This window comes from Raoultibacter phocaeensis (assembly GCF_901411515.1).
Classification (GTDB): Bacteria; Actinomycetota; Coriobacteriia; order Coriobacteriales; family Eggerthellaceae; genus Raoultibacter; species Raoultibacter phocaeensis.
Map to the genome: position 1 here is coordinate 474,824 of NZ_CABDUX010000001.1, position 15,154 is coordinate 489,977.

Annotated in this window: 11 protein-coding genes; 4 read left to right on the plus strand and 7 right to left on the minus strand. The window is 59.1% G+C overall.

Annotation, left to right across the window (positions count from 1 at the left end):
- Nucleotides 1-5: 5 nt before the first annotated feature.
- From FJE54_RS01990 to FJE54_RS02015, 6 genes are all read right to left on the minus strand, one after another.
- The gene (locus FJE54_RS01990; RefSeq protein ID WP_139651015.1) at nt 6-929 is read right to left on the minus strand and encodes a branched-chain amino acid transaminase; all 924 of its coding nucleotides are present in this window, start codon (nt 927-929) and stop codon (nt 6-8) included.
- Nucleotides 930-1,136: 207 nt separating this feature from the next.
- Nucleotides 1,137-4,715 (minus strand): cell wall-binding repeat-containing protein, encoded by a 3,579-nt coding sequence (locus tag FJE54_RS01995; protein WP_139651017.1) that lies wholly within the window; start codon nt 4,713-4,715, stop codon nt 1,137-1,139.
- 72 nt (nt 4,716-4,787) lie between these two features.
- Nucleotides 4,788-5,198 carry a MarR family transcriptional regulator gene (locus tag FJE54_RS02000; RefSeq protein ID WP_139651019.1) on the minus strand — a complete coding sequence of 137 codons (411 nt, stop codon included), beginning with the start codon at nt 5,196-5,198 and terminating at the stop codon, nt 4,788-4,790.
- 492 nt (nt 5,199-5,690) lie between these two features.
- Nucleotides 5,691-7,658, minus strand: coding sequence for a carbohydrate-binding domain-containing protein (locus FJE54_RS02005; protein WP_255467172.1), 1,968 nt, complete (start codon nt 7,656-7,658; stop codon nt 5,691-5,693).
- Nucleotides 7,659-7,822: 164 nt separating this feature from the next.
- Nucleotides 7,823-8,518 carry a DUF4956 domain-containing protein gene (locus FJE54_RS02010; protein WP_139651021.1) on the minus strand — a complete coding sequence of 232 codons (696 nt, stop codon included), beginning with the start codon at nt 8,516-8,518 and terminating at the stop codon, nt 7,823-7,825.
- Nucleotides 8,511-9,566, minus strand: a complete 1,056-nt coding sequence (locus tag FJE54_RS02015; RefSeq protein ID WP_139651023.1) for a polyphosphate polymerase domain-containing protein — start codon at nt 9,564-9,566, stop codon at nt 8,511-8,513. The genes FJE54_RS02010 and FJE54_RS02015 overlap by 8 nt, the downstream gene beginning before the upstream one ends.
- A 275-nt stretch (nt 9,567-9,841) precedes the next feature.
- Between FJE54_RS02015 and FJE54_RS02020 the strand changes: the two genes are divergently transcribed.
- From FJE54_RS02020 to FJE54_RS02030, 4 genes are all read left to right on the plus strand, one after another.
- A complete protein-coding gene (locus FJE54_RS02020) occupies nt 9,842-10,132 on the plus strand; it encodes a hypothetical protein (RefSeq protein ID WP_139651025.1) in 291 nt (96 codons plus the stop codon).
- The gene (locus FJE54_RS15930; RefSeq protein ID WP_180326505.1) at nt 10,125-10,289 is read left to right on the plus strand and encodes a hypothetical protein; all 165 of its coding nucleotides are present in this window, start codon (nt 10,125-10,127) and stop codon (nt 10,287-10,289) included. The genes FJE54_RS02020 and FJE54_RS15930 overlap by 8 nt, the downstream gene beginning before the upstream one ends.
- A gap of 314 nt (nt 10,290-10,603) precedes the next feature.
- A complete protein-coding gene (locus FJE54_RS02025; protein WP_139651027.1) occupies nt 10,604-11,419 on the plus strand; it encodes a response regulator transcription factor in 816 nt (271 codons plus the stop codon).
- A complete protein-coding gene (locus tag FJE54_RS02030; RefSeq protein ID WP_139651029.1) occupies nt 11,365-12,873 on the plus strand; it encodes a sensor histidine kinase in 1,509 nt (502 codons plus the stop codon). The genes FJE54_RS02025 and FJE54_RS02030 overlap by 55 nt, the downstream gene beginning before the upstream one ends.
- 70 nt (nt 12,874-12,943) lie before the next feature.
- Here the strand turns inward: FJE54_RS02030 and FJE54_RS02035 are convergent, their stop codons facing one another.
- Nucleotides 12,944-15,034 (minus strand): glutamine synthetase III family protein, encoded by a 2,091-nt coding sequence (locus FJE54_RS02035; RefSeq protein ID WP_139651031.1) that lies wholly within the window; start codon nt 15,032-15,034, stop codon nt 12,944-12,946.
- Between the last annotated feature and the right edge of the window lie 120 nt (nt 15,035-15,154).

Here is a 15,154-nt window from a genome sequence, read left to right on the forward strand (position 1 = left end):
AGGTGTTAAATTTCAGTCAGCCAATCGGCGTACTCTTCAATGCGTCCGTATACGAGGTCGAAGAAGCGCTCCTGAAGCGCGCGGGTAACCTCGCCTGGCTTGCCGATCTCACGGCCGTCGACGCTGCCGATGGGCGTGAGTTCTGCGGCAGATCCGGTCATGAACACCTCGTCGGCGATGTAGAGATCTGCACGGGTCAAGCTTTCCTCAACCGATGGAATCTCAAGATCATCAGCGAGGCAAAGCACCGTATCGCGCGTGATCCCCTCGAGCAGCCCGTCGGAAAGCGGGGGCGTGGAAAGGATGCCGTCGCGCACGACGAACAGGTTCTCGCCAGTGCCCTCGCACACAAGGCCTGCCTCGTTGAGCATGATCGCCTCGGCATAGCCGTGCTGCTTCGCTTCGAGCTTGGCGAGGATCGAGTTCATGTAGGATGCCGTGGCCTTGATCGCCGGTGGGATAGCGTTGTTCGAGCGCTGGCGCCACGACGACACGCCCACCGCAACGCCGCTTTCGAGCGCGTCTTCGCCAAGGTAGCTGTCCCACGGCCACACGGCAATGGCGACATCGACGGTGGCTCCCGTAGGATCGACGCCCATGACGCCGTAGCCGCGGTACACGACCGGGCGGATGTAGCAGGCCGGCAGGTTGTTCTTCGTGATGAGCTCGACTGTCGCATCGCACAGCTCGTCTACCGTATAGGGAAGGTCGATGAGCACCATCTTGCAGCTTCGGTGGAGCCGTTCCATATGATCGCGCAGACGGAATACGTAGCTTTTCTTGCTGTCGGGATCCTGATAGCAGCGGATGCCCTCGAATACGCCCGAGCCGTAGTGGAGCGAGTGGGACAGAATGTGCGTAGTGGCCTCTGCCCACGGCACCATCTCGCCGTTTTTCCAGATGTAGTCGACCGGGGTTAGATCAGCCATTGCCACGTCCCTTCTTCTCGCAGATCATGCTGAGCATTCACGCAGGTTGATAAGTCTGTCCATTGTACTCCAATCGGCTAAAGCGCGAGAAGGTTTTCGGCAGCGGGTATTTTTTTCAACGAAAGGCACAAAAGGGCGGGCGCATGCAGAGGCGCGCCGCCAAGGACGCGCCTAATCTCGCAGAGCGTTATGCGGTACCTATGCCACCTAACTCAAATCGATGCGGACCGAGTCGTCGGGCTTCCATGCATGCTCATCGCAAGGGATGGCCATTATGTAAGCCTTCACCACATCGATGGCAATAGCATATTCGTCGCCGAGGAAGCGTATCTCGGATATATCGTCGGATGCTGCGGCTATCTTCGCAAGCACGTCTTGGTGTACGGTATGCGTCGGGGTGAGCAGGACGACGGAGGCGTGCAACCCTTGGAGTGCCCCGCCCGCAAGCGCATCGGCATGCTTATCGGCCCGCGTTACGGCAAGCTTATCGAACGACAGACGCTCGGCATTACCGCGCGCCGCATCGGTAGCCCATTCGGCCACGATAAGCGAGGTCTCGATGCGGTCGTCTCCGCCCAATCGGATTACATCCGTTTCGGCAAGCCCCATCGCAGCCCGCACTGACTCGACAGCCGACTCGGGAATGGAAAATGCATCACCGAGGACGATCACGCGATCGAATCCACCCGTCCGCAGTGCGTCGAGCGTCGACGGGAAGAAAGACTGCTCGTCAAACGAGCTCAAGAATATCGGGCTGTTCGTGGCCGCCGCCCAGGGAGAAATCGACAACGAATCGGGAAATTCCATCGATCGGGCAAGGATAGCCGTTTTCGATGCCGACGAGCCGAGTTCCTGGTATATAAGCTCTGCGGTCTGCTGACGACCTTCTCCACCGAGGCGGACTATTTCAGCCGCAGGATGCAGCGCTTCAAGCGCTTGTTCCACTTCGGCAGACACCGAGTACTCGCTTCCGATGATGTATATCTTCTCCACCGCCTGCGCAGCTTCCACTACCGAGCGCGCGGCATCGCCCAAGTAATCGGGCTGGGATAAAACGATCGGCGCATTATCGTGAGCACCTGAAAGCGAACTTGCTGCTAAAGCATCGGGGAAATGCTGGTCTGCCCCTGACGCAATGATGAGCGTCTTTTCGGTGGCGATGTCCCGCTCGTACGTTGCCACATTCTTGGACGTATCGAAGCGGTCTGCCCCGTACAGTCGCGCCACGTTCAGCACGTCAAGGCTTGTCGGAGCCTCCCATTTCGCATACAGGGTCATTCCCTCGGTAACCGGATCGGCAAAATCCCACTTCGTTGCATAGCCCGGATCGGTATGCCACCCCGCAAGCGTATGGTCTTCCTTGGAAAGACCGGACGGTTCCGCAAGCTGCGAGCCCACGGCAACCCGCTCGTCGGCGAGCGCCTGAGCGGTATTGGTGACGAAAGAAACCGTCACATAGCGAGTCATGGGAGCTGGATGATAGGCATTCCAGCTCGACAGATCGTAGATGTTTCGGTCGACGGCGCTGTTGCGCACGTACTCGATGGCATAGTCCTTGGAAGCGCCGGCATCGAGAGCCGTCAATTCCACGGAACCTTCCTCGCCATCGCCGGTCTCGGGAAGCCAGAGATACACCGTGCCGTCGGCATCCGACACCACATCGTTGATGCCGTACACGCCGGCACCCGGAACCTCCGCACATGCCACGCCGTCAATGGAACCCGCCGTTACCGAAGCGGAGGCAGCGCCGAGCGAAAGGACGCTCGGGAAGATAAGGGCTCCTTGGCTATTCTTCCAGTTGCCATCCCCGTATCCGATGATGCCAATGTCCTTCTGCCCGCCGTACTCCGAAAACACCGATCCGCCGTCGATGACGACCGACTCGGCGCCAATGCCGTTTCGGCCGTTGCTCACCGTTGGATTGATTGGCTTCGACTTCGCCACCACCGTGCCGCCGTTGATGACCACGGTGCCTTTGCGCAGGTTGCTGCCATCCCCCGCACCGATGGCGTGCGAGTTCGACGTCCACCCGTTGGAGGTCGCTTCGACAATGCCGCCGTTGATCGTAACGGTACCGAGAACACCTCCCTTGCCCGATGAGTGCCGTCCGCCGGCACCGATGCCAGGGCCGAAGGAGAACCCGCCGTTCGTCGCGGAACCCGCGAGATTTGCCGCTTTGATCGTTCCCGAGTTGATGACGATCGACGTCACATCGGCATCCTTGCCGCCGCCGATGCCGGCACCCGACGTCGAGGCAGACGTGGGAATCGCAAGCCCGAGCCCCGTATCGAACAGCGTTGTCGCACTATCGCGCGGTACTTGCGAGGACGCGACAACGCTCGGGTTGCCGTCGATGAGGATCGAACCTACCGACACGCGGTTCGTAGTCGCATTCTTACCCTCGCCCGATCCGATGCCCGCCCCGTAGGTTCCGTCCGACGCTTCGACGACCGCGAACACATCGCCTCCATCGATTTCAATGGCCGAAACGCTTCCGTAGCGGCCCGAGCCGATAGCGGCGCCGTACGCAGTGCCGCTTGAACCCGATACGGCCTTGACGGTGCTGTCGGAAAGCAGGATCGTGCCCCCCGCCGAACCGTAGGCACCCGACCCGATGACGGCACCCGAATTCGAACCTTGCGCCGCTTTTGCAATCGCAGTTACCTGGGAGCGCTCGATGGTTATATCGCCCGACGTAACCGCAATGGTGGAGTAGTTCATCGTATCGCCGCTGCCCGAACCGATGAGCGCACCGCTAACGCCGCCCGCAGCATTGCTGCCGGCGACGATCGGAGTCGCCGTGATATCGATGATCGCATCGTTCACTGAAATGCTGCCCGCAACGCCGATATAGCCTGATCCGATGATCGCGCCTCTGACCCCTGCACCCGGATACATAGTCGTCGCGGTAGCGGTGTTCTCCGTCTGCGCGGCTACGAAAAGCGCTACGTTTTTGATCGTTATCAGCCCCGAATCGGTGTTTGCCGCGCTGCCGATTACGGCACCCGAGGTCACTATGGCACTCGAGCTGTTCGCACGGGTATGGTTCGCCTCGATTGCCAGGGAATCAGTGCCCGAATCGGTTTCGCCGGATACGGTCAGTTCCGCACCGGCAGGTACCGAGATCACCGCATAGGAACGCGTTGCGGCTGTTGCCGAGTTTTTGATCGAGTTTCCCGCGCCCCGCACGTGCAGGTCCACCACCGCACCAGGCTGAAGGCTCATCGTGGACGCGTCGGTCTTTTCCAGGTTCACGCCGTCGAGGACGATGGTTCCCTGAAAGGAGGACGCAACCGTTACCGTAGCATCCGACGCCGCCGAAGACCCCTTGAGGACAACCGTGCCGTCGTGGGCAACGGACGAACCGCCCGCAACGACGCTGGTTTCGTCGATGGCGATCGTGCTGTTCGCAGCCAAGGCGGAAAGATCGATTTCCGCTTCCGCACGCAGCTCGACTTCCCCGTCCTGCGCCTCGGCGAGCGAGACGAGCGCCTCGGGAGTCGCAATCGGTTCATCGGGCTTCGCAGGCGCATCGTTTGCGGATACGTCTCCCTCCTCGACACCCGAAGAGCCGGTTCCGCCGGACTCGGGGGATTCGCTTTCGGGCAAACCCTCGTCGCTTGGGGCTTGAGGGGCGCCGCCCTGCTGCATGTTCGGTACGTCGCCCACATCTGCCGCAGCGTGCGGCGGCGATACCAAGCCGAGCCCGGGTACGAGCCCGAACGCGAGCACTACGGAGAGCAGAAAACGCATCGCCCGCGATGGTTGCATTGCTTTTTTGTTCATAGGTTTCCTTTCAACGTGAATTCATCTCGTTACCCTGTAGCCGACGGCAAGCAGCGCACGATGGCGCATTCGTCATCGAAACGAACACGCCCATTCCTGGAAGAAACGGTCGGCGTCGAACATGATTTTCTTCAACCGCTCCTTGACGAGCTCGTGATCGATTTCGGAATAGCTTTCGGGACATGCCCTCATGATTTCTTCTCCCGAATCGGTCAAGCGGATGGTGATCTTACGCTTGTCATCCGATTGGGATCCGACTACGTTGAGCAAGCCCTGCTGTTCGAGTTCGTTGACGAACATCCGAGCAGCCTGCGTGGAAAGGCGGTTCTCGCGAGCAACTTCAGTCAAACTGGCTGAAGCGCTGAATTCCGAAACCGCCGCAAGAATGAGATACTGTCGAGCCGTCAGGCTCCCGTAGGCTGACCTGAGAAGAGCGTCGGTGCTTTTCTTGACATCGAGGCACACTTTCATGGTTTCACGCATGGCCGCCCCAATCATTCGGATGCGGGCAAACATGCACGAAAAGCGCGGCCTTCGTCGTAAACGCGAACGGGTACGGCTTCCCGAACGAAGTTGTACCCGTTTCCTGCGGTGATCTAGGAGGTGCTGTAGCGGCTGCCCCGCCCGCATGCGCTGGCCGAGACAACGCAGCTAACCGCGAGACGAATGCGCGGCTTTCTTCTCGCTGTCCGCGTCGATGCGCGCTGTCGCCGTTTTCGCTATCGCAGACACCATGCGAAAGCTCTGAAAATGCACCCCCCCCCGATATATATAACTACTTACAATATTTTGTGTCATCCTGAGCCCTTTCCTGCACATGTACTATATTCCCTAATAATTATGCAGGATACTACATTTTTTGTGTTTAGAAAATACCTTACATATTTACCTGATGAGATGCTGCCGAAAACGCACGTGCCCGCACGTATGCGGGCACGAGATGAAATCGAAAACCGGGAACGCGGGAGCTCGACGTTACCCCCGCATACCGCGCTGCACATCGCCGGGGGTTCCCGCCGGCATGCCTCCGCCACCCATGCCGCCTGTCGGTGTGGTCGAAGCGGTTATCGAAGTCGACGTACCGCCCGACACCGTGCCCGATTCAGCGTATCCGTCGGCGTTCGCATCGGCAACCGTACCGCCGATGACGAGCTGATACGTGCCGCCTTCCTCGAAAAGAGGCGAACTTGCAAGCACCATGCCGAACTGCTTGGTCGAAGTATAGGATACGAGCACGGTACCCGCTTCGTCGGTCACGGCAACCGACTCGCCAGCGCTGCCGCTGATCGTATTGAACGAGAAAGGCTGTTCGCCGCTGGTGAAGTTCTGGGCCATCCCGGTCGAGCCCACCATGAGCACGGTGCCCCCCGAAACGCTTGCCGAAAGATCATAGTCGAACGCGCCGTCACCGCTGCTCGTGGGACCGGTCACCAGAAGCACGCCGCCCGATATCTCGACGGTGCCGTTGGAATCGACCGCATCGCCGCCCGCTTCGAGCACCGTGTAGCCACCGGTTATCTCGATGAGGCAGTTTTCGTCGCCCATGGTCATGCCTCCCTCGGCAAACGCGTTGTCGGGCGCTCCGCCGTTCTGCATGCGCTCGCTGCCCTCTTCGCCCGACTGCTCGAACGATCCGCCGGGCACCATACCGCCTCCCGGACCTTGCGCGGCGCTCTCATCCGACGCGCCTGTGCCGCTCGCTTCGGCGGCGGCTTTATCGGCCGGCGTTTCGGCTGCCGCTGCGTTGATCGCATCGTCATCAGCAACGATGTGCGTATCACCGCCGTTGATGAAGAGTTTCTCCGCCTCGTAGCCTTCGAAACAGCTTCGGATGTCGATCGTACCGCCATCGATGGTAAGCGAAGTTTCGGCGTGCACTGCATCGTCGCCCGCGTCGATCGTAAGGTCACCGCCCGAAATCAGCGCATCGAGATCGCTGTGTATCGCATCGTCCGTCGCTTCGATCGAAAGCGTGCCGCCCGCGACGCGCAGATACGTGACGGCTTGGATGCCGTCGTCGCCTGCACTCAGGTCGAACGTACCGCCGTCGATGGTCACGAATCCGCGTACTTCGTCGGTATCCTTGTTCGACTTGATGCAGTCTCCGCCCGCAACAACGCTGAACGTGCCGTCGAGGATCTTCACGCAGTCGCGACCGCGCAGGCCGTCTTCGACCGCCTGCACCGTGAAGGCGCCTCCCGTAATCACGAGATCGTCCTTCGAGCAGATAGCATGGCGATACGAGCTCGTCACCGCGAGCGCGCCCGTTCCGTTGATCGTCACGTCGCTTTTGCTGAACAAGGTCGCATACGGCTCGTCGGAACCGTCCTCAAGCACGTAGTTCGCGCCGTCGGAAAGCGTGTTCACCGAACCGTCTGCCAGCGTGATGAAGCATTTGTCAGTTTGCTTGACGTAAAGAGCCGGTCCCTCTTCGTTGTGGATGGTAACACCGTCAAGAACGATCTGCACCTTCACGGTATCGGCCGTTTCAACGACAAGCTGCCCATCGGAAAGCTCCCCTGACACGATGTAGGTTCCCTCTTCGGCGATCGTAACCGTCGATCCGTCCGCAACGGCTCCCGAACCGTCGACGGTCGAACCTTCTTGCGACAGCCCGATGCGCGTGGCCGTCGTTTCGTCAAAGCTTGCATCTTTGTCGCGATCGGTGTACTCGAAATCCATGCCCGCGACGTTGGCGGACGATACGACGTCTGCGCCCGTCGTCGTGGCGGCCGTCGAAGTCGCCGAAGCGGTTGTAGACGAGGTGCCGGACGAGCCCGCCTCGCCGGTCGGCGATTCGGCGGACATCGAGCAGGCAGGCAAACACAGCGCAGCCGCAAGCCCGATCGAAAGGGCGAAGCTTCCGACCGATCTTCGCGTAGGCGCCGAGCGCACGCCGTGGGCGGTTTCCGCCGCACAGGCTGCCTCCGTCGTAGCGGCCATTTCCCCTGCTGAGATTGCCTCCCTTGCGGAGGTCATTTCGTCTGTAGAGGTTGTTGGCGCTACTGAGGTTGCCTTTTCCGCAGAGGTTGTTTCCATTGCAGAAGCTTTCGCCGATACCGGAGTGGTTTTCGCTTTGAAGGTGGTTTCGGAAGAATGGTTCATAGTTACAGCACGTCCCTTGCAACGGCCGGACGGCCGCACGATATCTTGAGGTTTCCATTGCGGTAGCGCAGCTCGTCGATCATGCTCTTCTCGTATCCGGGGCGCTTGAGCTGGATTTCGTATTCAAGCAGAAAGAGGCTTCCCATGTTGGTAGTCTGCACCTCGATGAGCTCATGCGAATCGGTATAGCGATCGAACACATCGTCGAACAGTCCTGTGTAGTCGAGATCTTCGGGTATCGTGATTTTGAGCGCTTTGCCCGGCTCTTTCTTCTTGCCGAACGGCGAGACTACATAGATCACGTTTGCAAACCCCACGATCACGGTGAACGCAGCCGCAAGCCACAAGAAGCCCATCCCGGTGGCAAGCCCGATCGCCATTGCGAAGAACACGCTGCCGATGTCTTTTGCGCTGCCGGGGATGGAGCGGAACCGAACGAGGTTGAACACGCCCATCACCGCGATGCCCGCCCCAAGGTTTCCGTTGACGAGTGTGATGACCATCTGCACGATAAGCGGCAAAAGCGCCAGCGTGACCACGAAGTTTTTCGAGTAGTTGTGCTTGAACATGTACACCATCGCAACCGCACAGCCGAGCACAAGCGAAGCGAGGCAGCACCAGAGAAAACTGGTCGAGGATATATTGGCAACAAGCGAATCGCTCGTGCCGAACACCGAGGTAAACATAGAATCAAGCATAGGTTTTCTTCCTCTCGTTTGTTGCACCGTGACGGCCGTGGTCAGCTTTCGCGCTCGCAGTGCGACGGGAAACCGTTATCGCATCGGCAGTGCGGCCGCGTGAAGCGGGAGCCGTTATCGCATCGGAGGTGCACCTGCACGACGGCGCCATCCCCGCGTGTCGCGGCGAGTCGGCTTTCACACCTTCAACGAAGCCGAATTTGGAGCGTTTTTTCGCATGGCGTCCCTGCGGCGTATCGGCAAGAAGAGCCGCTGAAGCAACCGGGACGAACGCTTCAGCCTCCGTGCGCAGCGACTGATTTCCTACCAGCGAGAGGTACGCCGCACCGTACTTCGAAAACGACTGCGGAAAGGCGCGCGCCGCGCTCAACGCATCGACGAGCCACGTTGGGAGCGGTCCTGCGTTCTTCACCTCCATGATGACCTCGCCGGGTTCGATAAGCGGCTCGGAATCCTCCGTGAGCCGGATGCTTTTCGCCGTGCTATCGGCCACGATGCCGGCGTCGAACGTGATGCGCAGCTCGCTTGCAAGCGGATCGGCATACGCCCCCCGATCGCAGATGACAAGCATCGAGGGCGCCAGCCGCTCGTAACGCTCCCGGAAAAAATCGATCTCTGCAGCAATCTGAAGGCTTCGCCGGGAAAGCGACTGCTCGGCGGCGAGGGGATCGTCAAGCGGAGCTGCCATGCAAGCGCGCTTGTACGATTCACCTCCCAGATACGCATTCGCCGCAGCGAGCGTCATCGAAACGCGCCGCTTGTACACGATGCCCTCGAACTTCTTCTTGATTTCCAAAAACGCCTGCGTGTTGTCGGTCGCCTCGCCGTATGTGCGCAGCCGAAGCTTTTCCTTATAGAGCGGTTTATCGAGCGAGCGTTCGATAATCGCGTATTCCGGCGTGTCGAAATAGAGGCTTCGCACCTGCGAAAAACCGTACTCCGAAAGCTCCATGTGCTCTTCGACTGCAGCAAGAAGGCAACGGTGCTGTTTGGCGCTTAAGCGGTATTTCATCTCTTTACGTGCGAAAACATCTGAATAGGTACTCATATCGTTTCCTTTCTGTTCTCGATGCCTCGGGCGCAAACACGTGCGCGCAGAGCTTCGATCGACCCTATGCTACGAGCCGTTGCTTAAATTTCCCTGAAAGGCATTTGTACGAGACGTAAAACAGCCTCGGATAGCGTGTTTTTAGCAGTGGCTTAGGAGGAGACTATTGATTTCCGCATATGATCTGATTAAAATCCGATAATACTCAGATTTATCGAGCAAAAGCGTGAGCTTCGTAGCCCGCAATAAGACACCCAGCGAAAGGAGACCCGTGTATGGAACCGATCTATCCCTTGACCGCTCTCTCGAAAGACGTTAAGGAAGTGAAGGACTGCGCGAAAGAGAACGTCGTCCGCATCACCGAGAACGGAAAAGCCGCATACATTTTTACGAGCGAGAAAGTATTCGAGGAGCGTATCCGCAGGGAGCGGGAAGATGCTGCATACGAAGCATATCTGTTGAAAGCCGTTGGTGAGGGCATCGAAGACGTTCAGGCAGGACGCTACGTCACTACACGCGAAGAGGTATTCGCCGAAGCGTCGAAACGCAGGAAGCGCCATGCATAAGATTGTCTACGCCGATCGGTTCATCGACGATGTTGCCCAGGTTTACTCAGAAACCGTACTGGCTGAAATCGATAGGTGGTTGGAACTGCTCGAGACGTTACCCGAGATTGGCTCTTCGAACGTACGCGAAATCGCTCACACGCCGCTTTGGCAATAACCTCAGGAAAATCCCCGTGTCGTCATTCGTCATCGTGTACCGATACGATGACGAAGAAAATCTGCTCGAAGTGCTCGCCATGCCGTATGCAGCAACCATTACCTAAGGGTTTCAGGGCAATTTCAGCTAAGCGGGTACAATAGGTTTATTGCATCGATGGCTCGCTGCCAAACGAGCAAGCGAACCTTCGGCAGAGAACCGCTCGCGCGAGCGGCCTGCTGCGGACTGCAGAAGCGAGTCTGCATGTTCGGTCTCGCCGCCACTGCACGTGAGGTCGAACGCACGACATGAGCCTGAGAGAAAGGAGCCGCATCATGCAGATACTCATCGTCGAAGACGATGCGCGCCTTGCGGCCGCCCTCGGACACATCCTCGAGGAAAACGGCTACAAAGTCGATGTCGTGCACGATGGAAAAACGGGGCTCGAATACGGCGAAAGCGGCATGTACGATGTCATCATCCTCGATGTCATGCTGCCGAAGATGAACGGCTTCGACGTGGTAGCCGAGCTGCGCCGACGCAAAGTGGATACCGCCGTGCTCATGCTCACCGCGCGCGACGCCGTGCCGGAAAAGATCACCGGACTCGACAGCGGAGCAGACGATTACATGACTAAACCGTTTTCGCCCGCCGAGCTGCTCGCCCACCTTCGCGCCCTCACCCGCCGCCAAGGCGAGGTGGTTTTCGAAACCCTCGAGTACGCCGATCTGACTCTCAACCTCGAAAGTTTCGATCTTACCTACGCCGCAAAGTCCATCCATCTGGGCTTGAAGGAGTTTTCGATCTTGAAAATCCTCATGCTCAATCCGAACCAGGTCATTTCGAAAGAAACCCTCATCTCCAAAGTGTGGGGCATCGAGTCGAGTGCCGAAGACAACAACGTCGAAGCGTACATCTCGTTTCTGCGCAAGAAACTCAAGTTCCTCGGGTCGAAGGCGGCAATCGAAACGTTGCGCAAAGCGGGCTATCGTCTGACAGCCGAACGAGCCGCCGGAACGTCGGCGGATTCAGGGCTGACCGATACGGGCGAAGACGTCGCCGCAGCCGAGCCAGAGAAGACGGAGCGAGCCGCAGAATGCATCGTTGGTGCGCAATCCGATGCGAATCCCGAAGCGAGGGCCGTCTCGTAGACGCTACACTGAAAAAGCTCCGCGTCAAATTCGTCGCCATCATCATGGCGATCGTATCGGTTGTGCTGCTCGCCGTGTTCTCGACCATCTGCGTCATCAACTACCAGCAGGCTGAAAGCAGCGTATACGAAGCGCTGAGTGCAGCGATCGATCACGACGCTATGGCGAGGGAGCCTTTTTCTGCAGGCATTCCGCCAAACGGTACCCCGCAGGGGGACGAACCGGGCGCGGGAACCTCGGGGGGTGCCTTCGGGCAGGGCGAATCGGGGGCGGAAGCCGAGGATCCGTACGCTCAGGGCGAAGCCGACGCGGCGACGGGAAGCGTTCCCGAACAGGGCGGCAAGCCGTTCGAGATTGGCGGTAAGGAACGAGGCCGGCAATTCATCCCCGTAGCTGTGTACCGCATCAACGATGACGGTTCGCTTTCCGCTGTATCGGATACCGCAACGGCGGCCATCACCGACGATGTGCTCGAGCAAGCAACCAACCAGGCAACGAGACTTGCCGACGGATCGGGCCTCATCGATTCGCTCGGTCTGTACTATGCGAAGCGGGCAACCGAAAACGGCTCGTTCATCGCGTTTGCCGACCAGGCGTCGGCTGGAGGATGGCAAAGCCTCGCGCTCACGCTGGCCGCTGTGGGCGCAGGGGCGCTCGTCGTGTTCTTCGCCATCAGCCTCCTGTTTTCGAAATGGGCGCTGAAACCTGTCGAGGAATCGTGGCGCGCGCAGCAGCAGTTCGTGGCCGATGCGTCGCACGAACTCAAAACACCGCTTACCGTTATGCTTGCAAACACGTCGATTTTGCTCAAACACCCTGAGAAGACCATCGCAAGCCAAAGCCAATGGGTCGAGAGCATCGAAACCGAGGCGGAAAGCATGCAGCGCCTCGTCGGCGATATGCTCGTTTTGGCCACACCCGAACAGGGTCCGCAAACTGGCGAGTTCACCCCCGTCGATATAAGCGACATCGTCGAGCGCAACCTTCTGCAGTTCGAATCGCTCGCATTCGAGCAGGATATCGAAGTCGCCTCCTCGATCGAGGAGGGCTTACTTCTGCCGGGAAACGCCCAACGCCTCGAGCGGCTCGTGAGCACGCTTTTGGACAACGCGTACAAGTATGCAGGCGAGCACGGATTCGTTCGCGTGAACCTTTCGCTCACCGAGAAGGCTCTCGTGCTTTCGGTTGCCAACTCGGGCGAGGTCATCCCCGCCGACGACCTTCCCCACATCTTCGACCGCTTCTACCGCGCCGACAAGGCGCGGGTACGCGGCGTCGGCGGCTACGGTCTCGGCCTCGCAATCGCCCGCGAAGTGGCCGAAGAGCACGGCGGCACGATACGCGCACAGAGCTCGGAGCAGACGGGTACCGTGTTCACTGTGAAGTGGGACGCGAAAACCACTACCCGATCCGACCGCTTTGCGAAAGCCGTCGAAGACACGAGTCCTGTCTGATCCCGCAAGGAACAGGGGTGTTTCGCGGTCAGTCTGCGAAACACCCCTGTTCTGCGGACTTCGATCTCGACTACACGTAGAACAGAATGTCGTTGTAGGTAGGTACCGGCCAGTGGTCGCGGTCGGTCAGCTTCTCAAGCAGGTCGATCTCGGTGCGCAGGGCCTCCATGGCCGGTATGCCCTCGTGCGCGTAACGGTTCGCCTTCTCTTGCTCGTCCTCGAGCACCGAGATCTCCTTATGGAGCGCGTCGAGCGCATTCAGCGCCGCATAGGCCTTCCCCACGCCGTCGGTCAGCTTGCGAAGCGTCGCCTCTTGCTGCGTCGTATCGGCATCGGGCATCGCCGCCTTGATCGAGTTCAACGTCGAAGCCAACTCGCCGATGTATTCGTTGATGGCAGGCAGATACGTGCGGCGCGCCATGCGCTTCATCACGCGGATCTCGATGTTCAGAAGCTTGTTGTACTTGTCGAGCTTGACTTCGTAGCGGCTGTGCACCTCCGGCTCGCTCAGCACGCCAAATTCCTCGAACAGATCGATGCTTTTCTGGTCGATGTAGCACGGCAGCGCATCGGCGGTGGTGCGGTGGTTGGCAAGTCCGCGACGCTCGGCTTCTTTCGGCCATTCGTCGGAATAGCCGTTGCCGTTGAAGATGATGCGCTGGTGGTCGGTCAGCGTCTTCTTAATGTAGGCGATGGCCGCCTGCTCGAAATCGGCTCCCGCTTTGCCTTCCATTTCGTCGGCGAACTCTTTGAGGCTTTTCGCCATCGCGGTGTTGAGCACCATGTTCGCATCGGAAAGGTTCACCGCAGACCCGGGCATGCGGAACTCGAACTTGTTGCCGGTGAAGGCGAACGGACTCGTACGATTGCGGTCGGTGTTGTCCTTGAGGAAGTTCGGCAGCACCGCCACACCGAGATCCATGGCAACCTTCTCAGCGTTCGTGTACTCGTGGTCGTCGATGAGCGCATCGACGATCTCGCCGAGCTCGTCGCCCAAGAAAATCGAAATGATGGCCGGCGGCGCTTCGTTCGCGCCAAGGCGATGGTCGTTTCCGGCGGAGGCCACCGACATGCGCAAGAGTTCCTGGTATTCGTCAACCGCCTGGATGACGCCCGTAAGGAATACGAGGAAGCGCAGGTTGTGCATCGGCGTTTCGCCCGGATCGAGCAAATTGGTCTTGCCGGCCGAAATCGACCAGTTGTTGTGCTTGCCCGAGCCGTTGATACCCTCGAACGGTTTTTCATGCTGCAGGCATACGAGTCCGTAGTGCGAGGCCAGAAGGCGCATCTTCTCCATCGTGAGCAGATTCTCGTCGATGGCGCGGTTCGCGTTCGTAAAGATGGGGGCAAGCTCGTGCTGTGCAGGCGCCACTTCGTTGTGTTTGGTCTTAGCCGGCACGCCGAGCGCCCATAGTTCGTCGTCGAGCTCCTTCATGAATTCGTTCACCGACGGACGGATGGCGCCGAAATAGTGCTCTTCGAGCTCCTGGCCCTTACACGGCGGTGCGCCGAAGAGCGTACGTCCCGTCAAGATGAGATCTTGACGCTGCGCGTAGTCTTTTTCCGAAATGAGGAAGTATTCCTGTTCGGAGCCTACCGTGGTGACGACGTGGCGCTCCGGCTCGCCGAACAGCGCGAGTACGCGCTTTGCCTGCTCTTCGATCGCGCTCATCGAGCGCAGAAGGGGCGTCTTCTTGTCGAGCGCCTCGCCGGTGTAGGAGCAAAACGCCGTCGGGATGCAGAGCACCTCGTCTTTGATGAACGCGTAACTCGTCGGGTCCCATGCGGTGTAACCGCGCGCTTCAAACGTAGCGCGAAGGCCGCCCGAGGGGAAACTCGATGCATCGGGCTCGCCCTGGATGAGCTCTTTGCCCGAGAATTTCATGATGGCACGGCCTTCAGGGGTGGGGTCGATGAAGCTGTCGTGCTTCTCGGAGGTAATGCCGGAGAGCGGCTGGAACCAGTGCGTGTAGTGCGTCGCACCCTTCTCGATGGCCCACTCTTTCATCGCATGGGCGACATCGTTGGCGCACTCTTCGTCAAGTGGCTTGCCTTCCTCGATGGTCTTTGCCAGCGTCTTGTACGTCGTTGAAGGAAGGCGCTCCTGCATCGTCGCATCGTTGAAGACCATGCTGCCGTAAATGTCGGTTACTTTCGCCATGTTCGTTACCACTCCTCACCTGTTGCCGCGGTTCGCAAACGACGTGTTCGATGCCGAGCAACGGTCCTATCAGGTACAGACCGATACAATATCACGAGACCGCCTCGGTACGCATGATTA